This window comes from Corallococcus caeni, from assembly GCF_036245865.1.
GTDB lineage: Bacteria > Myxococcota > Myxococcia > Myxococcales > Myxococcaceae > Corallococcus > Corallococcus caeni.
The window spans coordinates 357,600-380,001 of sequence record NZ_BTTW01000002.1 but is presented as its reverse complement, the minus strand read 5'-3'; the positions used below and the strand labels follow the sequence as shown (position 1 = coordinate 380,001).

19 protein-coding genes are annotated in these 22,402 nt (G+C 70.3%); 7 read left to right on the top strand and 12 right to left on the bottom strand.

The window, feature by feature from the left end; all coding sequences use genetic code 11:
• Positions 1-3 precede the first annotated feature (3 nt).
• The 7 genes from AABA78_RS09635 to AABA78_RS09605 all read right to left on the bottom strand — a co-directional run bounded on the left by AABA78_RS09635 (position 4) and on the right by AABA78_RS09605 (position 7,233).
• Positions 4-618, bottom strand: coding sequence for a hypothetical protein (locus AABA78_RS09635; protein WP_338262687.1), 615 nt, complete (start codon positions 616-618; stop codon positions 4-6).
• 10 nt (positions 619-628) lie between these two features.
• Complete coding sequence (locus AABA78_RS09630; RefSeq protein ID WP_338262686.1) at positions 629-1,459, bottom strand: MbnB/TglH/ChrH family RiPP precursor modification enzyme; 831 nt, start codon at positions 1,457-1,459, stop codon at positions 629-631.
• A gap of 4 nt (positions 1,460-1,463) precedes the next feature.
• Complete coding sequence (locus tag AABA78_RS09625; RefSeq protein WP_338262685.1) at positions 1,464-2,306, bottom strand: methyltransferase domain-containing protein; 843 nt, start codon at positions 2,304-2,306, stop codon at positions 1,464-1,466.
• 20 nt (positions 2,307-2,326) lie between these two features.
• Positions 2,327-4,456, bottom strand: coding sequence for a carbohydrate binding family 9 domain-containing protein (locus AABA78_RS09620; protein WP_338262684.1), 2,130 nt, complete (start codon positions 4,454-4,456; stop codon positions 2,327-2,329).
• Positions 4,453-5,769 carry an MFS transporter gene (locus AABA78_RS09615; RefSeq protein ID WP_338262683.1) on the bottom strand — a complete coding sequence of 439 codons (1,317 nt, stop codon included), beginning with the start codon at positions 5,767-5,769 and terminating at the stop codon, positions 4,453-4,455. Before AABA78_RS09615 ends, AABA78_RS09620 begins: the two co-directional genes overlap by 4 nt.
• Positions 5,766-6,389 (bottom strand): hypothetical protein, encoded by a 624-nt coding sequence (locus AABA78_RS09610; RefSeq protein WP_338262682.1) that lies wholly within the window; start codon positions 6,387-6,389, stop codon positions 5,766-5,768. Before AABA78_RS09610 ends, AABA78_RS09615 begins: the two co-directional genes overlap by 4 nt.
• Positions 6,390-6,954: 565 nt before the next feature.
• Positions 6,955-7,233, bottom strand: a complete 279-nt coding sequence (locus AABA78_RS09605; RefSeq protein WP_171422221.1) for a PqqD family protein — start codon at positions 7,231-7,233, stop codon at positions 6,955-6,957.
• A gap of 303 nt (positions 7,234-7,536) precedes the next feature.
• Here AABA78_RS09605 and AABA78_RS09600 point away from each other — a divergent pair, with 303 nt between their 5' ends.
• The gene (locus AABA78_RS09600; RefSeq protein WP_338262681.1) at positions 7,537-10,215 is read left to right on the top strand and encodes an ATP-binding protein; all 2,679 of its coding nucleotides are present in this window, start codon (positions 7,537-7,539) and stop codon (positions 10,213-10,215) included.
• 133 nt (positions 10,216-10,348) lie between these two features.
• Complete coding sequence (locus tag AABA78_RS09595) at positions 10,349-11,164, top strand: outer membrane protein (RefSeq protein ID WP_338262680.1); 816 nt, start codon at positions 10,349-10,351, stop codon at positions 11,162-11,164.
• A 12-nt stretch (positions 11,165-11,176) separates the two neighbouring features.
• Here AABA78_RS09595 and AABA78_RS09590 read toward each other — a convergent pair whose 3' ends face one another.
• Together AABA78_RS09590 and hemL are read right to left on the bottom strand one after the other, a co-directional pair.
• Positions 11,177-13,819, bottom strand: coding sequence for a protein kinase domain-containing protein (locus AABA78_RS09590; protein ID WP_338262679.1), 2,643 nt, complete (start codon positions 13,817-13,819; stop codon positions 11,177-11,179).
• On the bottom strand, positions 13,803-15,098 hold the full coding sequence (gene hemL, locus AABA78_RS09585; RefSeq protein ID WP_338262678.1) for a glutamate-1-semialdehyde 2,1-aminomutase: 1,296 nt from the start codon (positions 15,096-15,098) through the stop codon (positions 13,803-13,805). The genes AABA78_RS09590 and hemL overlap by 17 nt, the downstream gene beginning before the upstream one ends.
• Before the next feature lie 296 nt (positions 15,099-15,394).
• Here hemL and AABA78_RS09580 point away from each other — a divergent pair, with 296 nt between their 5' ends.
• The 5 genes from AABA78_RS09580 to AABA78_RS09560 all read left to right on the top strand — a co-directional run bounded on the left by AABA78_RS09580 (position 15,395) and on the right by AABA78_RS09560 (position 20,309).
• Positions 15,395-16,699 carry an AAA family ATPase gene (locus tag AABA78_RS09580; protein WP_338262677.1) on the top strand — a complete coding sequence of 435 codons (1,305 nt, stop codon included), beginning with the start codon at positions 15,395-15,397 and terminating at the stop codon, positions 16,697-16,699.
• Positions 16,696-17,391 carry an HNH endonuclease gene (locus tag AABA78_RS09575; RefSeq protein WP_338262676.1) on the top strand — a complete coding sequence of 232 codons (696 nt, stop codon included), beginning with the start codon at positions 16,696-16,698 and terminating at the stop codon, positions 17,389-17,391. Before AABA78_RS09580 ends, AABA78_RS09575 begins: the two co-directional genes overlap by 4 nt.
• 38 nt (positions 17,392-17,429) lie before the next feature.
• Positions 17,430-17,816, top strand: a complete 387-nt coding sequence (gene gloA, locus AABA78_RS09570; protein WP_143906143.1) for a lactoylglutathione lyase — start codon at positions 17,430-17,432, stop codon at positions 17,814-17,816.
• A gap of 220 nt (positions 17,817-18,036) precedes the next feature.
• Entirely contained in the window at positions 18,037-19,365 is a 1,329-nt protein-coding gene (mgtE, locus tag AABA78_RS09565) for a magnesium transporter (RefSeq protein WP_338262674.1), read from the top strand.
• A 20-nt stretch (positions 19,366-19,385) separates the two neighbouring features.
• Complete coding sequence (locus AABA78_RS09560; protein WP_338262673.1) at positions 19,386-20,309, top strand: DUF6929 family protein; 924 nt, start codon at positions 19,386-19,388, stop codon at positions 20,307-20,309.
• A 75-nt stretch (positions 20,310-20,384) separates the two neighbouring features.
• On the opposite strand, the gene AABA78_RS09555 is transcribed toward AABA78_RS09560, so the two are convergent.
• The 3 genes from AABA78_RS09555 to AABA78_RS09545 are packed head-to-tail and all read right to left on the bottom strand — an operon-like array spanning position 20,385 to position 22,305.
• On the bottom strand, positions 20,385-21,134 hold the full coding sequence (locus AABA78_RS09555; RefSeq protein ID WP_338262672.1) for an SDR family NAD(P)-dependent oxidoreductase: 750 nt from the start codon (positions 21,132-21,134) through the stop codon (positions 20,385-20,387).
• A gap of 23 nt (positions 21,135-21,157) precedes the next feature.
• The gene (locus AABA78_RS09550) at positions 21,158-22,078 is read right to left on the bottom strand and encodes a tetratricopeptide repeat protein (RefSeq protein ID WP_338262671.1); all 921 of its coding nucleotides are present in this window, start codon (positions 22,076-22,078) and stop codon (positions 21,158-21,160) included.
• A complete protein-coding gene (locus AABA78_RS09545) occupies positions 22,075-22,305 on the bottom strand; it encodes a hypothetical protein (protein ID WP_171414448.1) in 231 nt (76 codons plus the stop codon). Before AABA78_RS09545 ends, AABA78_RS09550 begins: the two co-directional genes overlap by 4 nt.
• Positions 22,306-22,402: the final 97 nt, after the last annotated feature.

Genomic DNA, 22,402 nt, shown 5'->3' with positions numbered 1-22,402 from the left:
ACCTCAAGGTGACGGCAGCTCGCGCGTCATCACCGCGGGCAGGTTGGGCACCTTGAGGTACTCCACGCACGTGGGCTTCGGCGCCACCGGGGGCCAGCCCGGCGCGTCCAGCGCTGCGAGCAGCGTGAGCACCGGGTAGTCGAAGGACTCCACGCGAGGGCCCGACGCGGGCATGGGGGCAAGGCCCCACGCGAGCTGCAGGCGCAGCCGTTCGCACCGCGCCAGCTGCGGCACGTACGCGGGCAGCCGCTGGAGGAGCTTCGCGTGCGGGGCGTGCTCGCCCGCCTCCAGGAAGCGGCAGTACGCGATGGCCTCCTCGCGGTTGAGCACCTCCGGCGGCACGTCCTGGAGGAAGCGCGCTCGCAGCGGGACCAGCTCCGGCCGCTTCGCCTCATCCACCCAGGCAAGCTGTTCGCGCACGCGCTCGGTGCGGTGGAAGTCCATCATCCGGCCGGCGCGCTCCACCACGTCCGGAGCCACCCGCTGGAGCGCCTCCGCTTCCGGCGGCGTCAGGCCCAGCGGCGTCAGGGCGCCGGGCGCGTCGCGGCGCCACGCCTCACGGAAGTGGGGATCCACGTGCAGCCGCGCCAGGACTTCCAACGTTCGTGGGTAGCTCATCGTCGGTTGCTCAAGCCGCGCTCGCGCCGCAGCGCTGGAGGATGGCGCGCGCGCGGGCCAGCTCCTCCACCAGCCGCGCGAAGGGAGGAAAGCCGCTGTCCATCTCGAAGTTCACCCCGCGCACCGGGCTGCGTGGCGCCACGTACTCCAGCAGGCGCCACACCTCCTCCGGCGACGGCGCGGAGTGGCTGTCCAACCTCAATCCCTCCATCGTGACGCCGCCCGCCAGGTGCACCTGCACCACGCGCTCCAAAGGCAGACGGTCCAGGAAGGCATACGGGTCGAACCCGTGGTTGACCGCGTTGCAATACAGGTTGTGCAAATCCAGCAGCAGGCCGCAGTCCGCGCCCTCCACCACGCGGCGCAGGAACTCCGCCTCGTCCAGCGTGTTGAGCGGCGTGTGGAAGAGGTACGCGATGTTCTCCACCACGAAGGGCACGTCCAGGTCCGCTCGCGCCGCCTTCACGTTGCGCACGCACGTGGCCACCGCCTCCTCCGTCAGCGGCACCGGCGTCAGCGCGCGCAGGGGCAGGTTCCCCACGCGCGTGAAGCACAGGTGGTCCCCGTGCCAGACGCTCTTCGTGACCTGGCGGATGCGCTTCAAGCCGTCCCGGTAGCCGGGCGCGTCCACGCCGTCCGAGCCCACCGACAGCTCCAGGCTGTGGCCCACCAGGGGATAGCGCTTCGCGAGCAGCTCCAGCCGCCGCTCCGAGTCCGGCGTGAGCGGCAGGAAGTGTTCTGGCGTCACCTCCAGCCAGTCCACGCCGGGGTTGCCACGCGCCAGGTGCGGATTGAGGTCCCAGCGGTAGCTGAGCCCCACGCCCAGGAAGGGAAGGCCCATGGCGTCAGGCCTTGCGCCGCGCCATCACCTGGAGGTGCTGCCCCAGGACGGCGAAGCCCTCGTGCGCCAGCTTCTCCTGCAACGCCAGTATCTCCTCGCGCGCGGCCCACGCGTCCCACGGCTTCTCCGCGGTGCCACCGTGCGCGGCCGTCATCGCGTGGAGCATGTCGAAGAACATCACCGGCTTGCCGAAGATCTCCAGCAGCTCCGCGCCCGAGTCCGCCACCGCGCGCTCCAGCTCGCGCACCGTGAAGGCGTGCACCGGCAGGCCGTACGGGCACGTCGTGCGGCCGTCGTGGAGCGTGCGGAAGGCCTCCTGCGGCTTGCCCTGCTTCAAGTACCCGGAGAACGCCTCGTAGCGGTTGTCCACGCCCAGCACGACGGGCGCGCCCGGCTTCGCCACGCGCACCAGCTCCTTCACCGCGCGCGGGTACGCGTCCAGGCAGTACGACACCGGGTCGCCTTCGCAGAAGACCAGGTCGAAGGCCGCGTCCGGCAGCTCCAGCGCCGCGACGTTCCCCTCCACGAAGGCCACGCGGTCCAGGAGCCCCTTCGCGGCGAACTGGGCCCTGGCGCCGTCCAGCATGCCCGGAGAGATGTCCAGCACGGTGACGTGGTGCCCTCCTTCCGCGAAGCGCGTGCCGAACTTGCCGCCGCCGCCGCCCGCGTCCAGCACGCGCCAGGCCGTGCCGTCCCTGGGCAGCAGCGCCTCCACCGGCTTCCAGGTGAGGTGCTCGTAGGTCAGCCAGAACAGCTTGATGGCCATGGCGTTGGGCGCGCCCTGGTCGTACTTCGGGGACACCTCGTCGTAGCGGCGCTTGAGGCTCTGCGGGTCTGCGGCGGTCATGCGAAGGCCCTCGGGTCAGGTCAGTAGTTGAAGGAGATCTTCGAGAGGATCCGCCGCTCCTGGGAGCCGCCGAAGGGCTGATCCGTGTAGACGAGGAAGATGTCGCTCCACTGGCGGTAGTGCCACCCCACCATCGCGTCCAGGAACGTGCCCTTCACGGCGTTGTAGTCCGCCAGCTCGTACACGCCGCCCTTCTGCAAGGTCAGGCGCGCGTAGAGGTCCGGGCTGAAGTGGTAGCGCAGCTGCGCGTAGCCGGAGAAGCTGTAGCCGTCCCCGGACACGCCGTAGAGGTCGCTGTTCGTCGGCACGTTGAAGTTGCGCGTGTAGAAGCCGCTGAAGCGCGCGACGATGTGCGGGCCAATCTTGATGTTCGCCGCGCCGTTGAAGCCGCGGATCTCCCCGCCCAGGAAGCGGCCGGCGACGGCGGTCAGCGTGTAGCTCTGCCAGTCGTGCGGGAACAGGGTGAAGCCGAACGTGCCCAGCCGGTCCCGGAAGCCCAGGTTGTCGTCGTAGATGCCCTCCAGGTAGAGCGCGAAGTCGTGGTGCAGGTAGGGCTGCACGTTGAGGCGGTTGCGCCAGCGCGTGCGCTCGCCCTCGTGGTTGCGGCGCCACAGCGAGTCCCACGTCACGTCCAGCCGGGGCAGGAAGCGCCACTTGGGGAACGGGTTCAGGAACAGGCGCGAGTTGTAGCCCTGCTTGTCCACCACCGGCGTCCAGCCCAGCGGGTTCGCGTAGTTCTTCCCGATGTCCTCGAACTGCAACCAGAACTCGGACAGCGTGTCGAAGCGGTGCAGGCCCACGTGGTACGCGTCCGAGTCCTCGTTGCCCAGCGGGCTCCAGCTCTTCAGCGCCTGCGCCTGGATGAAGAACTCCTCGAAGAGGTGGAAGTTGCCGTCCACGCCCACCGTCTGGAAGTCCGAGTCCCCGAACAGCCCGCCCCGCCCGCTGCGGTTGATGGCCACCAGGGCAATCATCGACCGCTTGCCGATGTCCTGCTGCAACCGCAGCACGCCGGAGTTGACGTTCTCGAAGACCTCGCGCCCGTTGGCGTCCCGGCCGGTGGAGTCGCGGTGCTGCACGTCCATCATCGAGAAGCTCAAGCCCCCCAGCTTGCCCGTGAGCTGCAGGCCACCCCACACCCGGTCATGCGGCCGCAGCGCGATGCGGCGCGAGGTGAAGACGTTGATGGGCGCGATGAAGAGGTGCTCGCTCTCCGTGAAGAACGCGCGGCGCTCCGGCAGGAGCGGCTGGTCCGTGTCCAGCAGGAGGAAGCTCTGGTCCGCTTCCGCGTCGCTGAAGTCCGGGTTGGCGGTGAGCTTCACCGACAGCCAGGGCGTCGGGTCGATGCGCGCGTCCGCGCCCACGTTGGGACGGAAGACGCCCCGGTCGTCCGTCGTCTTCAGCGCCACCGTGGTGGCCACGTACGGGGTGATGCTGAAGATGGAGCGCGGCTTGATGCCCTTGAGCCCCTCCAGGTGCGGGTAGCGGCTCACCTTCGCGCTGTTGACGCCGTCCGGCGTCCAGTTGCTCCACTCCTGGTTGCGCGACTGTTCGCGGTCCAGGAGCATGCCGAAGGAGATGTCGTCCTTCGTCTCGAACTGGAAGTTGGCGAACGGGATGCGCACCTCCGAAATCCACCCGTCCTTCACGATGGTGGACTTCGTCTCCCACTCGCCGCGCCAGTTGGTGGAGAACGCCTCGCCGTCATCCACGATGCGCCCGTCGGTGCGCACGCCCAGCGGGTTGGTCCAGAAGTAGTACGCGTTCCGGTGGTCCAGGAACGTGTCCAGGATGATGGTGATGTTGTCCTCCTGGTGGAGGAACCCCTCGTTCTGCACCGTGTAGCCGGTGATGCGCTCCGGCTTGGAGTCCAGGCAGTGGAAGAGGAAGTACAGGTTGTCCTGGTCGTAGAGGATGCGGACCTGGGTGTCGTCCGGCGCGGGCTTGCCGTAGTTGACGCGCGTGAGGTACCAGCCGGAAATCTCCGGGGCCGTCTGCCAGGCGGGCTCGTCCCCCTTGCCGTCGATGGTGATGGCGTCCTGCGTCCGCGTCGCGGTGACCTTGTACGTCGAATCAGCGTGTCCCAGCGTGGGCACCAGCGCGGCCAACAGCGCGGTGCCCCAGCGACACAGGTGGCGAAGGGGGCTCATCCGGGCTCCGAGGTGGGGGTGAGGGCGGCCACGGGGGCCGGTTCAGGATTGGCGTGGGAGGACGCCTCGCGCACGCGCGACACACAGCCGAGCGCCAGCACGAGGGACACCGACGAAAGGAGGAACGCGCAGCCGATGCCGGCCCGCTGCGAGATGAAGCCGTACGTGACGGGCGCGAGCACGGAGGCCAGCGCGCCGCAGGAGCCCAGCGCGCCCATGAACCGGCCGCGCTCGGAGGGGCCCGGGGACTGCTCCACCACCAGCGCGGACGCGGAGGAGCGGTGCAGGCCATCTGGTATCGCCAGCAGCACCCAGGCCGCCACCAGCGTCAGCAGCGCGGCGCCGGCCGGCAGCCATCCCGCGGCCCCCAGCACCGCGGCCATCACCGCCATGCCCGCGAGGCCCGGAGCAATCAGCCCCACGCGCCGGGACATCCGGTCCGACAGCCGCCCGCCGAAGGGCTGCGCGAACGCGTACGTCAGCCACGACGCCGCCACCAGCGGACCCACTGCCTCCCGGGGCGCGCCCAGCTCCACCGCGTACAGCGGCAGGTACGTGGGGAACAGCGCCAGCGCGAAGGTGAAGAAGAACTGCCAGAGGAACAGCGCCGCCGCGCCCGGCCGGTCCTTCACGTAGGTGAAGGGCGACAGGAGCCCCCGGAACGCCAGCCCCCAGCCCGCGCCCGCTCCGCCCCGCGTGGCCTCCGGGCGCGGAGGCCGCGCCGGTTCATCCAGCCCCAGCAAGAGCAGGCTGCCCGCGAGGAACAGGCCGCCCGCCAGGAAGAAGGTGCCCGCCACCGACAGCGCGCGGATGACGGCGGAGGACGCGAACAGCGCCGCGACGAACACCAGGTTCGACGTCGCGTCCAGCAGCGCGAAGAGGGTGGCGCGCTGCCGCGCGGGCGCGAAGTCCGCCACCATTGCGTTGGACACCGGCGCCGCGCTGCGCGACAGCAGCATCTTGAGGATCATCACGGCGGCGAGCGGCTGCGGGTCGTCCACCAGCGCCACCGCCGGCACCATCAGCGACGTGACGAGCGACAGGCCCACCACGAAGGGCTTGCGCCCATGGCGGTCCGACAGCGCCCCCAGCACCGGCTGCACGAAGATGGGCAGCAGCGCCCCCACCGTGTAGAGCGCGCCAATCTCCTGGAAGCCCAGTCCGCGCGAGCGCAGGTACAACGGCATCACCGGGTTGAGCAGGCCGGACGCCGCCATGCCCAGCAGCCCCGAGCCCAGCATCACCCGCAGGTTCCCCAGCCCCCGCGTCAGCCCGTACATCTCCCGGAGGGCACCGGCACCCTGGCGGATCATCCCCCCACCCCTTCCCCGGCGTCGGCCCCATGGGCGTGACGCTTCAGTCCCAGCACCGCGTCCACCGCCTGCGTGAGCGTGGGCACCGGCCGCACGTCCAGCGCCGTCAGGGGCGCCGGGTCGAACCCGCTGCCCTCCGGCACGAACACCGCCACCCTCCCCGCCCGAGGAAACACCTGCGTCACGTAGGACTGCGCCACGCCCAGCTTTCCCTGGAGGAACTCGCGCGGCGCGGGCGCGAGCTTTTCCCCATGCGCCTCCAGCGCCACGCCCGTGCCCAGGAAGGGCGACGGCAAGGGCAGCCCTGAGAGCAGCGCCACCCACGCGACGAACAGCGGCAGCGACGCGCTCCTGCCATCCAGCGTCACGTTGCGGCCACGCGGCGAGACGTGCAGGTCCGTCTCATCCCACGGCAGCGCGTAGCGCGCGCGGCCCACCGCGGACAGGTGGCGCGCATGGTCCTGCCACGCGGGGGTGAAGGCATTGCCCCGCGACACGTCCGTCCACAGCCGTCCCTGGCCGGGGCGCACGGACACCTCCACGGGCACGACGCGAAAGAGCGCGTGTCCGCCGACGTCCGCCTGGGTGAAGAGCAGCAACTGCGTGGATGCGGGCAGCATGGGCGGGCGTGTCGGCGAGTGGGAGGAAAGACACAGCCGGGAGGAGGACCGAGGCCCTCCTCCCGGCCGTGAAACGCGTTACTCCGCGACGACGATCACGCCCATGCCCATGGAGCAGGTGCACTTGTCGGTGGCGGCGGAAACGCGGACGATCTCGGACTGGATGTACATGGTGGTTCTCCTGGAGTTGATGTTTGGGTTTCGAGTCAGACGACGGACGCGACTACTCCGCGTTCGTGGTCGTGAAAATGACCATGCCGTTGGAGCAGGTGCACTTGTCGGACGACGCGGACACGCGGACGATCTCGGACTGGATGTACATGGTGTTACTCCTGGGATGGATTGCTGCGTTCACTGCCACTGCGGTGAAACATGGCGGAGTGTGGACAGGGGGTCTGACATTGCCTGCCAACACACCGGTGCTTCATTCCAGCCGTGAGACGTCTCACGTCTGGCATCACGCGCACCCGGGGCGACCCGGGGACACGGGATTCCCAAAGGCCAGGACATGACCCGGCCTGTCCCTCTCACGAGGGGAAAAGGCGCTTCAGCGGACGGCGGAAGGTCAGACGGAACGCGTGGGCTCGCAGAGCCCCAGTTCCTGGAACTGCGTCACGGTGCGCTGGACGTCCGCGCGGATGGCCTCCTCCTGGCCCGCGGCGCCCAGCCGGAGCGCCAGCGACGCCACCGCCCCGTCCAGGGACGTGCCGCCCTGGCACAGCTCGAAGATGCGCGCGGCGGTCTCGTTGACCCGGAAGACCTCTCCCCCCTCGGTGTCCAGGAGGAAGAAGGCTCCGTCCTGCTGCTGGACGATGACGCCGGAAGTCGCGTGGGGCAGGTTCAAGACATCCCCCTCCGAAGGCGCGGCCCCCGGGATTCCTGGCGGAAGCGACAGGCGTTGGAATCCGGTTCAAGCCGCGCTGCTACAATTCCATGTTTCTAGAGACTCTCACCAACCCTGTCAACACATGCAAGGATTTGGGTTGGAGGCACATGAGAGGGTTTGCGGACGTGCCAGGTCTTGAGACGCCGCATCGCGCCAGGGAGGGGCCGGCTGTTGTGCGCTGGTGGGCGATTCTCGGGCGGGGGTGGCTTCACCGCGGGGGGCCAGGGGTGCGAAGGTGGAGGGGTGAGGAGCACAGAGCGCATGAACCGTCGGGTGGGGACGGTTTCCGAGGAGCCAGGGGCGGTGTACCGCCTCTTCGACGACATGCCCCTGGGCGTGTTCGTGCTTCGGGACGGCCTGCTCGTGCACGCGAACGCCGCCATGTCTCGCCTGACGGGCGTCGCGCGCGAGCAGCTGGTGGGACAGCCGGTGACGGCGCTGCTGTGGGAGCCGGGGCCGCTGGAGGACCCGGCGGACCGGCTGGCGCGGCGGCTGGGCACGGCGCCGGTGGCGGGCACCTACGAGGCGTGGCTGCACGTCGGTGACGGCGGGGTGCGCGTGGAGTTGACGGTGCATCCGCACGCCCGGGATTGGGTGGTGCAGGTGCGCGACGTGACCTGCCGCGTGCGCCGCCGCATGGTGCTGCGGCGGCTGGCGGAGCTGGGGGGCGCGGTGCGCTCGCTGCACTCCGAGGACGCGGTGCGCGAGGAGGTGTTCCGGGGGCTGGAGGCGCTGGAGCTGGGCTTCGCGTGGCTGACGCCCCGGGGCGTGGGCGTGGAGCTGTCCGTGGCGGGGCTGGCCCCCCGGCTGGTGCCGCACGCGCCGGCGCTGGGTGGCCGCGTGCGGGCGGAGGCCCCCGGCGGCTGGGCGCCCGCGCTGGTGCGCACCTGGCGCGACGGCGACGCGTGGGTGGAGGACCTGGGCGTGGAGGCGTCCCGCTTCGTGTCCGAGGCGCGCATGGACGCGGTGCTGGCAGTGTTCCGCCGCGCGCAGACGCACCGGGCGGTGGGGGTGCGCATCGACGTGGAGAACGCCCCCATGGCCATGCTGGTGCTGGCCTCCGAGTGGCTGAGCGAGGAGGACGTGTCCGCGGTGCGGCTGTTCGGCCAGCAGGTGTCCGCCGCGCTGGACGCGGCGCGCACCATCCAGCGGCTGAGCGTGCGCGCCACGGCGCTCACCGCGCTGGGACGGCTGGCGGCGCAGGCCGCGTCCGCGCCGCACCCGCGCGCCTTCTTCGGCTCAGGCACGGAGGAGATCTCCGGCCTGCTGGGCTGCGACGCGGTGTGCCTGCTGCTGCCCGCGGACACGCGGCACGAACCGGGCGAGCCCCTGGAGCTGGTCTACTCCCGCGGCCTGTCCGAGGACGCGGTGGCGCGCGTGCGCCGGGCGCGGCTGGGTTCACTTCCCCGTCCGGGCGGGATGCCGGACGCGGTGCAGGTGCTGGAAGCGGAGGCGTGTCCCGCGCCCACGCGCGACGCGCTCCGGGCGCTGGCGTTCCAGACGCTGGTGTCGGTGCCGCTGCGGGTGCGCTCGCGGGGCGTGGGCACGCTGAGCGTGCTGTTCCACGCGCGCCGGCGGCTCACCGCGCTGGAGGTGGAGACACTCCAGGCCATGGGCACGCACTTCGCGGCGGCCATCGAATCCCACCGGCTGCTGGACGAGGTGCGCGGCCGCGCGGAGGACCTGGCGCTGATGCACGAGGTGGGCAAGGCGCTGGCGGCCACGTTGGAGCTGGACCGGCTGCTGGCCACGGGCGTCACCAGCCTGGCGCGCATCGTGGACGTGCCGGACGCGTACGTGCTCCTGCCGGACGCGGAGGGCCAGCGGCTGGCCATCCGCGCGGCGACGGGCGGCCACCCGGAGCTGCTGGGGCGCGAGGTGCCGCTGGACCTGTCGTCGAACTCGCTCGCGAGCCAGGTGTTCCGCACGCGCCAGCCGCTCCGGGTGGAGGACGCGGACACGGAGGTGCGGGTGCACGACGAGCTTCGCCAGGCCGCGGAGGGCCTGGCGTACATGGTGCTGCCGCTCGCCGTGCACGACCAGATGGTGGGCGTGGCGGTGATGGTGGAGACGCGCCGGCCGCGCCGCTTCACGCCCGCGGAGCTGGAGCGGGCGGACGCCATCGCCAACCAGCTGTCGCTGGCGCTGGAGGGCGCGCGGCTGGTGGAGGACCTGAAGCAGAGCTACGCGAAGCTGGCGCGCACGCAGGAGCAGCTGGTGAACCGCGAGCGGCTGGCCGCGCTGGGGGAGCTGTCCGCGGTGGTGGCCCACGAGGTGCGCAACCCCCTGGGCGCCATCTTCAACTCCGTGGCCACCATCCGCCGCATCGTCGGCCCGGAGAGCGCGGCGACGCCGCTGCTGGACATCGTGGGGGAGGAGGCGGACCGGCTTGACCGCATGGTGGCGGACCTGCTCACCTTCGCGCGGCCTCCGTCGCCGCACCCGTACCCGGTCTCCGTGGCGCAGCTGCTGGAGGAGGCGGTGGGCAGCGCGCTCTCCGACGTGGGCGCCACCTCGCCGCACCCGGTGCGGGTGGAGTGGGTGATGGAGGAGGGCGTGCCGCCGGTGACGGTGGACGAGCGGCTCATCCGTCAGTGCTTCCTCAACGTGGCGCTCAACGCCGTGCAGGCCATGCCCCAGGGCGGCACGCTGCGCGTGGTGGCGCGCAGGGCGTGGGTGGACCGGGCCGGCGTCCAGGTGGAGTTCTTCGACACGGGACCGGGCATCCCGCCGGAGCTGCGCACGCGCGTCTTCGAACCCTTCTTCACCACCAAGGCGCAGGGCACCGGGCTGGGGCTCGCCCTGGTGAAGCGCATCATGGATACGCACCTGGGCCAGGTGTCGCTGGACACGCCGGAGACGGGCAAGGGCACCATCTTCCGGCTCTTCCTGCCGCTGGAGCCGCCCGTGGCGCCGCCCCTGCCCCTGACGGGCGCCTGACGGACGCGCGAGCGGGAGTGAACAGTCCCCTCACGGGGGCCCCCTTCATGCGCCCGGGTCGGGTCTGCTCCCGGCCTCGACGACGCACTTCCCGGGGGAAACGATGCACCGGTTCCAGAGGATGGCAGGCGTGGTGGCGGGGCTGCTCGGGATGGCGGGCGCCGCGCGCGCGGAGGCGCCGCGCGTGGAGCTGCGCGCGGTGGCGGAGCTGGGCTTCCTGGACGTCCTCGCGCACAGCCTGCGGGAGGGCAGCGACGGGACCATCTTCCGCTTCCCGGAAGACGGCGGGCAGGACAACCTCTACACGTTCGTGCGCCTGAGCGCGGAGCTGTCGCTGCGCGGGCGGCACACGGTGGTGTTCCTGGTGCAGCCGTTGGACATCCAGACGCAGGGGGTGCTGCGGCGGGACGTCACGATTGACGGGCTCACGTTCCCAGAGAACACGCCGCTGGACGTGCGCTACGCGTTCCCGTTCTACCGGGCCAGCTACCTCTACGACCTGCTGGGCGACCCCGAGCGGGAGCTGTCCGTGGGCGCGTCCCTCCAGCTGCGCAACGCCACGTTCGTCTTCACGTCCGCGGACGGGACCCTGCGGCGGGCCAACCGGGACGTGGGGCCGGTGCCGCTGCTCAAGGTGCGCGTGCGGTGGCCCTTGAGCCGGAACTGGTGGGTGGGGCTGGAGGCGGATGGCAGCTACGCGCCCACGGCCATCATCAACGGCGATGACGACTCGGCCACGGAAGGGGCGCTGCTGGACGCGAGCCTGCGCGGCGGCGTGCGCATCACGGACACCGTGGAGGCGTTCCTCAACCTGCGCTACCTGGGCGGCGGCGCGCGCGGCACGTCGGACGACAACGGCGAGGAGTTCGGCGACGGCTTCACGAGCAACTGGCTGAGCACCGCCACGGTGTCGCTGGGCATCCAGTACCGGCTGCCGGCGCTGGACTGAGAGGCCTGGGACTCAGGCGCCGCCGTCGGCGTTGAGGAACAGCCACATCACGCCGAAGCCCAGGCCGCACGCCAGGGCGACCACCAGGAGCATGGCCCAGAAGCGGTACTGGGGCGGGATGGGCCACAGGCCCGCGAGCGGGCTGCCGCCCGTGGACTTCGCGGGCGGCTGCTTCTTCTTGCGCTTCTGCTCGGCGAGCTCGGCCTCGCGGCGCTTCAGCTCCGCTGCCTTGAGGGCCGCGGAGATGTCCATGTCGTAGCCCACGAGCGTTTCGCGCGTCTTGGTCCGCACCTGCATGGGGCGGGTCTCGTGGGGACGCTCGTCGACGACGGGGGCCTGGCGGCGCGGGGCCTCCTTGGGCGGGACGTAGGGGGTGGCCTTCTCGTCCAGGTAGGCCGGCATGTTGCCGGTGGTCTGGGACAGGGCGCCGAAGATCTTCGCGGCCTCCAGGGCCTCGGTGGCCTCGCCCGCGCCCTGGGGCTTCCAGGGAACGGGCAGCTCCTCCTGGGACATGGGGCGGGTGGCGTCCGGGAAGGCCTCGGGGGGACGCGACTGCGGGGCGGCGCCCACGGAGGTCTGGGGGCGCGCCTGGGGGGCGGCGCCCACGGAGGTCTGGGGACGCGACGGGGGGGCGGCGGGGGCGCGCGGTGCGGGGCTCGCCTTGGGGGCGCCGGGCCTGGCGACGTCGGTGCTCTCGTCGTCCGCGTCGTCGGTGGCGGGGCGCGCGGCCAGGGGCGAGGGGCCGGCGCCCTCGGTGGCGTCGTCCTCTCCGGAGCCCGGGGTCCAGCCGGTGTTGCCGGTGGCGGGCAGGCCCGTTCCGCTCTTGCGTGAGGGCCGCTCGTTGGTCGTGGAGTCCTCACTGCCTGCGCCGGGAGTCCAGCCCGGGCGCGAGGGGCGGTTCTGCATGGGGGAGTCCTCCGGGGCCGGGGGGGGCCCCTCACGATGAGACGCTCGAAGATGTGTAGCGGAGTCTTCCGCGTCCGGGCCCGGATTCCAATCCGGCCGGGACGGTTGTTCGGCCGGAGCCTGCCTGCCCGGGAGGGAATCCACGACCTCGCGGGTCCCCTCCCCCGGGTCGGTGGTGTCCTCGGAGCCCGGACCGGCCGGGGAGTCCATCTGGGCGGGAGGCTCTGGAGGGGTGGGCTCGTCCTCGCCAGGACCGGGCGTCCAGTGCGCGCGAGCGGTTCCGGACGCGGGCTCGGCACCGTAGGCGGTGACGTCCTCTCCGCCCGGGCCCGGAGTCCACGCGGACTGGGGGGCTTGTCCGGACGTGGTGGCCACTTCACCGCCCATGCCCGTCTCCGGAGCCTGGGGAGGATGCCCCGGCGCGGTGGGCTCCGCGGCGCCGATGCCCGGCACCCAGGCGTCCTTGGTGACCTCCTGGTTGTGCAGCCGCACCGGGGGCGCCTTGCGCGGCAGACCGGACGCGTCGCCGGGCTCCACCCAGGGCCTTTGCGCCGCCGCCGCGCGCAGCGCCTGCTCTACCTTCGCCGCGTCCAGCGCCTCGGTCGCCTCGCCCACGCTGGAGAACTCCTCCTGCCGCAGCTTCGCCGCGTCCAGCGCCTCCGTCGCGATGTCCTCCTGCGCGCGGAGCGCCTCCGCCGCGTCTTGCGACCCAGGCGGCGCGAGCACCGACGGGAACTCCTGCCGCGTGCTCGCGCGCTCGGGCTGCTCGCGCAGCAGGTCGTCCAGCACCTGCTGCTCGATGACCTTCTCGCGCGGGAAGGCCGCCGACATCAGCCGCACCAGGTCCTGATCCGTCACGTTGGGCGCCAGCTTCTCCTTCAGCGCGCCCAGCGCCTCCGCCATGGCCGTCGCCGTGGGGAAGCGGTCGTTCGGCTCGGACGCGAGCGCCCGAGCGAGAAACGCATCCACCGCGCGCGGCAGGTCCGGCCGGTGGCGCGCCGCCGGCTCCCACTGCGGATAGGCCGCGCGCCGCCAGCGCTCCAGTGGGTCCCCCCGCTGCGACAGCGGCTTCCAGGAGAACAACTCCCACAGCACCACGCCCACCGCGTACAGGTCCGCCCTGCGGTCCACCGTGCGCTTGCGGGCCTGCTCCGGCGCCATGTACGTGAGGTTGCCAATCACCACGCGCGGCGCCGTCTGCTGCTCCTTCAGCGTGGACTGCGCCGCGCCGAAGTCGATGATCTTCACCTCGCCCGCGTAGCTCACGCACACGTTCGCGGGGGACAGGTCGCGGTGCACCAGGTGCAGCGGGTGCCCCTCCTCGTCCGTCGCGTCGTGCGCGTACGCCAGCCCCTCGCACAGCCGGATGCCCATCTGGAGCAGCGGCCCCAGGGGCATCATCCGCTGACGTTGCCTGAGGCGGTACGCAAGCCGGCTGAGCGTCTTGCCCAGCACGTACTCCATGGCGAGGTACAGCTGCCCGTCCACCTCGCCCATCGCGTACACGCGCGCGATGTTCGGGTGCGCCAGCCGCACCACCACGCGGGCCTCGTCGCGGAAGCGCCCCACGAACTGCCGGCTGTCCACCAGCCCCGGCAGCACCTTCTTCACGACGACCGCGCGCCGCACGCCCTCCTCGCGCGCGAGGAAGACCTCCCCCATCCCCCCGGCGCCAATGCGGCGCACGAGGGTGTAGGGACCGAAGCGCACGGGCCCGGTCAGGGCCTCCGGTTCAACGGGCGTCGCCAAGCGCGCGGAACGCCTTGCGGGCCGCGGCGAGCACGTGCGCCACCTCCGGCTCGCCGATGGCCAGCGACACGAACGCCGCCTCGAACTGGCTGGGCGGCAGGTACACCCCTTCTTGCAGCATCGCGTGGAAGAAGCGCCCGAACTTCGCCGTGTCCGCCTTCTTCGCGGACGCGTAGTCGAACACCGGCTCCGCCGTGAAGAACACGGTGAGCATGCTGCCCACGCGGTTCACCGTCACCGGCACGCCCGCCGCCTTCGCCTCCGCGCGGAAGCCCTCCTCCAGCAGCAGGCCCAGGTGCTCCAGCCGCGAGTACGTCCCCGGAGCCGCCAGCGCCTTCACGCACGCCATGCCCGCCGCCACCGCCACCGGGTTCCCGGACAGCGTGCCGGACTGGTACACGGGGCCCTCCGGCGCCACCTTGGCCATGATGTCGCGCCGGCCGCCGTACGCGCCCAGCGGCATGCCGCCGCCCACCACCTTCGCCATCGTGGTGAGGTCCGGCTTGAGCCCGTACAGCTCCTGCGCTCCACCCCGCGCGAGCCGGAAGCCCGTCATCACCTCATCCAGCACGAAGAGCACGCCGTGCTTCTGGCAGAGCGCCTGCAGCCCTTCGAGGAAGCCGGGGCGCGGCACCAGCACGCCCATGTTGCCCACCACGGGCTCGATGATGGCGCAGGCGATGTCCTTGCCCTTCTCGTTGAAGATGCGCTCCACGGCCTCCAGGTCGTTGAAGGGCGCGGTGAGCGTGAGCGCCGCCAGCGCGGACGGCACGCCCGGAGAGTCCGGCAGGCCCAGCGTCTCCACGCCGCTGCCCGCCTTCACGAGGAACGGGTCGCCCGCGCCGTGGAAGCAGCCCTCGAACTTGAGGATGTAGTCGCGCCCGGTGAAGCCGCGCGCCACGCGGATGGCGGCCACGGTGGCCTCCGTGCCGCTGGAGACGAGGCGCACCTTCTCCACGGAGGGCACGGTCGCGCAGAGCAGCTCCGCGAACTCCACTTCCGCGGCGACAGGGGCGCCGAAGGTGGTGCCGCGCCGGGCGGCCTCCAGGATGGCCTCCACGATGGGCGGGTACGCGTGGCCCAGGATGAGCGGGCCCCAGCTGCCCACCAGGTCCACGTAGCGGTTGCCGTCCACGTCGGTGAGCCACGCGCCGGAGCCCTCCTTGAAGAAGACGGGGTCGCCTCCCACGCCACGGAAGGCACGCACCGGAGAGTTCACGCCACCCGGGATGCGCGCCTGCGCACGGGCGAAGAGGGCCTGGCTTTGAGCGTGTTTCATGGCGGGTTCCATAACACGCGCCGGACGTCCGGCCCTGCCCCGAGTGGCCCTCCGGTGTCGCCTTTTCACCCCCGAGCGGACGCCTGATCCATTGGTCAGGGGCCTAACCTACAATCCCCACGATCGGCCACTAGGCGCATCAAACCGAAAGAGGAGCCTACTGACTCTAACGTTCAGGAAGCCCATCTCCTGCTATGGCGAAGGTTCGTTGATGTCGCTGGGAATTGGCGTGCGCGGCCTAGCGCAATCAGGATACTTGCAATGAAGCTGCATCATAGAAACTGGCAGGAGCGCGGATGAAGATCGAGCACATCGAAGTCAAGAATTTTCGCGGGTTTGCGTCCCGCACCTTCGATTTCTCCCCCTCATTCAATGTCCTGATCGGCGACAACGGGACTGGAAAGACCGCGATACTTGATGCGCTCGCCATCGCGGCTGGGGCTATTTTCCTAGGGCTCGACGGCCCCTCACCGCCTGGCATCCATCGCGATGATGTGCGGCAAGTGATGCATACCCGCAGTGAGGTCCCCACCCTAGAGTCCATCTACCCGACTGAAGTGGTCTGTCGGGGAACAGTAGAGGGATACACCTGCGACTGGGCACGAACCCTAGAGGGCCGTCACAAGCACACCACCCATGGGCGGGCGAGCGAAGTCTCCCAGATCGCGAACTTTTGGAACGACGAAGTTCGCGCAGGAAAGGACATCGTTCTTCCACTTGTCTCTTACTACGGTACTGGGCGCCTTTGGTTGCAACGTCGCGCGCGCCGCTCTGTCGTCTCAGATGGAGCTCGTGTCCTCAAGCCTGGTTCCCGCCTTCGCGGTTATCACGGTTGCCTCGACCCCTCTTCCGACCACAAAGGTTTTGTTTCCTGGTTCAAGACAATGGAGATGATCCAGCTGCAGCAGGGGCAGCCACTTGGAACCCTTAGTGCCGTCAAACGCGCGTTGCGCCAATGCATGCGTGGCTGGACAGATGTTCGCTATGATCTTCGGCTGGGAACTCTGGTCGCCCAGAAAAAGGGCGTGCAACTCCCCTTTGAAATGCTGAGCGATGGCGCCAGGAGCATGCTCGCAATGGTTGGCGACATCGCATACAGAGCCGCAACCCTTAATCCTCACTTAAGAGATCGAGCCCCGGCTCAGACTCCAGGCATCGTCTTGATCGACGAACTGGATCTACATCTTCATCCGCGATGGCAACGAGAAGTGGTCGATGACCTCCGCAAAGCCTTTCCTGAGATGCAATTCGTAGCCACAACTCACTCCCCTTTTATCATCCAGTCATTGCGCGAAAATGAACTCATCAACCTAGACGATCAGAATCGTGAGGCACTGCCTAGCCGAAGCATTGAAGACATCACTGAAGAAGTAATGGGCGTCAAAGTCCCGCAGCGCAGCCATCGACATCAAGAAATGATGGAAGCGGCCCGGAAGTACTACGCAGCACTCCAGAAAGCGAAGAAGACGAAGGGGCCAGAACTCAAGCGACTCAAGGAACAACTAGACGCTCTGTCAGCGCCCTTTAGCGATGACGTTGCTTACCATGCCTTCCTAGAAATGCAGCGAGGGAAGGCTCGTCTGCCTGGTGATGACTCATGAGGCCAGTAGAACGCGGCCCTTGGCCGGTAGACAGCAAAGGCAAGCGCCGAACCTTCTCAGAGTACACCAGAGCCCGGGGCGCTCTTATCGCTTGCCTGGGAGAATACTGCTCGTTCTGCGAAAGCAGAATCAACGCAAACCTAGCAGTGGAACACATGCTTCCCAAGAAGCATCACCCCAGACTAATTCGAGATTGGCATAATTTCCTACTCGCCTGCGTAAACTGCAACAGCACAAAGGGCGACAAAAAGATCCGCCTTGCCAATTACTATTGGCCCGACCGCGACAACACAGCCAGAGCCTTTGTCCACACTGCCAATGGCATTGTAACACCAGCACCAAGGCTTGGAGTCAAGGAGCGGCAACGTGCCATGCGAACCTTGCGACTCACGGGCCTAGACAAAATTCCTCCCAATAATCCCAAGGCCAGCGACCGCAGATGGCTCCACCGGCGGGAGGCCTGGGCGAGAGCACAGGAAGCCAAAGCGGATCTCGCAGCTTGCGACACGCCTCACATGAGGCGACAGGTCATCCGGCAGGCAACCGCGCTCGGATACTGGTCCATTTGGATGAGGGTCTTCACCTCCGACAAGGCATTGCGCAAAGAATTCATCGCCGCGTTCACGGGCACCGCCACGGCCTGCTTCGATGCGAACACCCGGCCCCTACCCCGGCCGGGCGGCGCGCTTTAGCCACCGCACCTACACGGCGCCGCGGTTATAGCCACCGCATGCGCATCCTCCACACCATGCTCCGGGTCGGCGACCTGGAGAAGTCGCTCGACTTCTACACCCGCGTGCTCGGCATGACGCTGCTGCGCCGCCAGGACTACCCGGACGGCCGGTTCACCCTCGCCTTCGTCGGCTACGGCCCCGAGGACACCCACCCCGCGCTGGAGCTCACCCACAACTGGGACACGGCGAAGTACGAGCTGGGCTCCGCCTACGGCCACATCGCCCTGGGCGTCAGCGACATCCACGCCACCGCCAATGCCATCCGCCAGGCCGGCGGCAAGGTCGTCCGCGAGCCCGGCCCCATGAAGCACGGCACCACCGTCATCGCCTTCGTGGAGGACCCGGACGGCTACAAGGTGGAGCTCATCCAGCAGAAGCCCTGACCCACCCGGCCGCCCCACCCACCAGCACGGGCCGCATGGGCAGGCAGGCCCAGGCCCCCGGTGGACTCTGGGGACGGATGAACGGACCAGGCAGGCGGACGCGACTTAAGCGCGATGTTTCGCGCCTTCCGCTCGCCGCGCCCCCGGCAGGGGTGTAGAGAGGCCCGCGCGCGATGCAGCGAGGCGCGCACCCTCCCCCCCTTCTTCCGAGGCCGTCGTCATGGTGGAGAGTCCCCAGAGCCAGAACGCGTTGTCCCCCGACGAGCTCCACGAGGCCTGGGCGGTGCTGTCCGCGGACGAGCGCCTGGAGGGCTTCCGGCTGCTACCCCCGGCGGTGGCGGACGACTTCTTCCTGGGCCTCACCGCGCGCGAACAGGGCGAGCTCATCCTCAGCCTCCCCCCCGGCGAGCGCCGCACCTGGGTCCGGCTGCTCCCCCCGGACGACCTGGCCGACCTGGTCCAGGCCGTGGAGCCGGAGCAGGTGGACGCCATCCTGTCGCAGCTGGACGACGCCAGCCGCCGCGAGGTGAACGTCCTGCTGGCGTACTCGGAGGACGACGCGGGTGGCCTCATGAACCCGCGCTTCGCCCGCGTGCGCCCGGACATGAGCATCGACGAGGCCATCGGCTACCTGCGCAAGCAGGCGCGCGAGAAGGTGGAGACCGTCTACTACGCGTACGTGCTGGACGCGGAGCAGCGGCTGCAGGGCGTGCTGTCCCTGCGCCAGCTCTTCCAGGCCGCGCCGGACAAGCGCGTGGCGGACGTGATGATTCGCGACGTCATCACCGTGGCGGAGAACACGGACCAGGAGGCGGTGAGCCGCACCTTCTCCGAGCACAGCTTCATGGCCATGCCCGTGGTGGACGAACAGCGGCGCATGAAGGGCATCGTGACGGTGGACGACATCGTGGACGTCGTCCAGGAGGAGGCCACGGAGGACATCCAGAAGGTCGGCGGTATGGAGGCCCTGGACGCGCCCTACTTCGACGTGGGCTTCATGGCGATGCTCAAGAAGCGCGCCGGCTGGCTGATGGTGCTCTTCCTGGGGGAGATGCTCACCGCCACGGCCATGGGCTACTTCGAGCACGAGATTGCCCGCGCCGTCGTGCTGAGCCTCTTCATCCCGCTCATCATCAGCTCCGGCGGCAACTCCGGCAGCCAGGCCACCACGCTCATCATCCGGTCGCTGGCGCTGTCGGAGATGCGGCTGAAGGACTGGTGGCGCGTGGCGCGGCGGGAGCTGACCACGGGCCTGGCGCTGGGCGGGGTGCTGGGCCTGGTGGGCTTCACGCGCGTGATGGTGTGGCAGGGGCTGTTCCACAGCTACGGCGAGCACGCGCTGCTCATCGGCATGACGGTGGGCGTGTCGCTGGTGGGCGTGGTGATGTTCGGCACGCTGTCCGGCTCCATGCTGCCGTTCATCCTGCGGCGCGTGGGCTTCGACCCCGCGAGCGCGTCCGCGCCCTTCGTGGCCACGCTGGTGGACGTGTCCGGACTCGTCATCTACTTCACGGCGGCCAGCCTCTTCCTGCGCGGCACGCTGCTGTAGTCGGCGACGCTCGAGGCCCCATGATTCCCACCACCCGCCGCCGCACCCTCACCCTCGCGGCGCCCGAAGCCCCGGGCCGCCCCGCGCACGTCTCCGCCGCCAGCGGCCTGGTGCGCGCGGGGGACTGGCTCTACGTCGTCGCGGACGACGCGCTCCATCTGGCCGTGTTCCCCGCGGTGGGAGACGCACCGGGCCACACCGTGCGCCTCTTCGCCGGGGAGCTCCCGGACGCGCACGCGGCGCGCAAGGCGGCCAAGCCGGACCTGGAGGCGCTGTGCCGGCTGGGCCCGTCCGCGTCGTTCACGCACGGGGCGCTGCTGGCGCTGCCCTCGGGGTCCACGCCCGCGCGGCGCCGGGCGTCGGTGCTGCCCTTGAACGCGGATGGGACGCTCGCGGGTGAGCCTCGCACGGTGGACTGCACGTCGCTCTACGTGCAGTTGGAGCGCGAGCTGGTGGCGCTCAACGTGGAGGGCGCGGCGGTGGCGGGCAAGCGGCTGCGGCTGCTCAACCGGGGCAACGGTGAAGGCGGCGTGGACGCGCTGGTGGACCTGGACCTGGACCGCGTGCTGGCCAGCCTGGACGCGGGCGTGATGGGGCCGGAGGCGGTGCGCACCGTGCGCCGCTGGGAGCTGGGCGAGGCCAATGGCGTCCGGCTGTCCTTCACGGACGCGTCGCCGCTACCGGACGGGCGCGTGGTGTTCACCGCCACGGCGGAGGCCTCGCGTGACCGCGTGGCGGATGGGCCCGTGGCGGGGTCGGCGGTGGGCGTGCTCGCGCCGGACGGCACGCCCGTGTACCTGGACGCGGTGGACGTGCCCGTGAAGCTGGAGGGCGTGGACGCGCGCGTGGAGGGCGGCCGCGTCCACGTGCTGCTGGTGGCGGACGCGGACGACCCGTCGGTACCCGCGCCGCTCCTCGAAGCCGCGTTGCCCGTGCCGGGCTGAGGCGCCCCGCGCGCCACCAGCATCGCGGCGAGGCCTTGCACTCACGCTGGCATCATCGCCACCGTGCCGGGCTGCTCAGCCGCCGCGCTTCACCAGCAGCGGGCCGAAGGCCTGCACCACCGGCATCATGGAGATGACGTTGATGTTCACGTGCGCGGGCCGCGTGGCCACCCAGTACACCGTGTCCGCGACGTCGTCGGGCGTGAGCGGCTGGGTCCGGTCGTAGAGCGCGGCGGCCTTCGCGTCGTCGCCGCGGAAGCGCACGTTGGAGAACTCCGTGCCGCCCAGCAGGCCCGGCTGGATGTCCGTCACGCGCACCGCGGTGCCGTGCAGGTCCGCGCGCAGGTTGAGCGTGAACTGATGCACGAACGCCTTCGTCGCGCCGTACACGTTGCCGCCCGGGTACGGGAACTCGCCCGCGATGGAGCCGATGTTGATGACGTGCCCCCGGTCGCGCGCCACCATGCCCGTGAGCGCTTCGCGCGTGCAGTACAGGAGGCCCTTCACGTTGGTGTCCACCACCACGTCCCAGTCCTCCAGCCGCGCCGACTGCGCGGGCTCCAGCCCCAGCGCCAGCCCCGCGTTGTTCACCAGCACGTCCACCTGGGCGAAGTCCGCCGGCAGCGAAGCGAACACGGCCTTCACCGCCGCCTTGTCCGTCACGTCCAGCGTCACCGGCAGGAGCCGCTCGCCCAGCTCCGCCTGGAGCGCCTCCAGCCGGTCGCTCCGCCGCCCGGTGGCGATGACGCGCGCACCCTCCTTCACGAAGCGGCGCGCGATGGCCTGCCCGATGCCCGCCGTGGCCCCTGTCACCAGCACGTTCATGTGAATGTCTCCCACGCGAGAAGTCAGTCGCCGCGGTCGCGGGCGGCTTCCTCGGCGCTGCCGCCCATGGCTTCCACGGAGGTGCGCGCCTGCTTGCTGCGGTCGAACGCCACCTCCTTCTTGCCAATGCCCTCCACCGTGAGGTTGGCCAGACGGCGGCGGGCCCGAGCGATGGCGTCCTGCACGAGCGCCGGGTCGGGGTGCGTCTTCAGGCACTCCACCCAGGTCTCGATGGCCTTCTCGTTGTCGCCCGCGTCCGCGCGCAGCTTGCCCATCTCGAAGAGGGCGTACGGCGCCAGCTCCGAGTCCGGGAAGCGCGTGCGCAGGTCCGCGTAGGTGCGCAGCGCCTCCTGCCGCTTGCCCTCCACCATGGCCAGCGCCTGCGCCTGGAGGAAGAGCGCGTCGTCCACGTAGGGGCTGGTGGCGAAGCGGTCCGGCAGCTTCTTCGCCTCCAGCTCGCACTGCGGATAGTCCTGCAGCTCGAAGTACGTCTTGGCCACCTGGTACTGCAGCTCCGCGCTCTGCGGCGGGTTGCGGTGCAGCGCGGCGGTGAGCTGATCAATCGAACCGCGCAGGTCGCGGTAGTGCACCCGCAGCAGCTCCGCCAGGATGATGCGCGCGTCCAGCGCCTCCGGGGACTCCGGGCACTGCTGGATGAGCTGGCGGTAGACGCTCACCGCCTCCTTCACCTTGCGCTGCTCCAGCCAGTACACGTCCGCCGCGCCCTTGAGCGCCCGGGCGCGCATCACCAGCGCCTCCGGGGACTCGTCGCGCAGGAGCATCTCGTAGGCCTTGCGGTACTCCACCAGCGCCTCGTCCGGACGCTTCTCGAAGATGGCGTCGCGGGCGCGCTGCATGTGGTCCACCGGCTTGTCGCGGCACCCCGTGACGGCGAGCGCCCCCACCGCGAGCACGCAGGCCCACCGCGACAGCCCCCGCCTCACTGGCACGACTCCGGGATGAGGCGCACGCAGCGCGTCTCGTCGCAGCGCACGCACTCGCGCTCGGAGGAGACGTCCGTCACGCACACGGAGACGCGCGACGTCCGGGGGCAGTCCTCGGACGTCACGCAACGGTAGAGGCCCCCGTCGGTGCGGGTGATGTCCACCGGCGTCGAGCCGCAGTTCTCCAGGTCGTTGCATCCCAGGAGCCCCGCCGCCACGACCGCCATTGCTGCCACCAAGGCGCGTTGCACGGCCCGGGTTCTAGCCAACTTCCGACCCCGGGTCACGAACCGTGCGCCCGCCTGCCCGCCCGTCTGGAGCCGG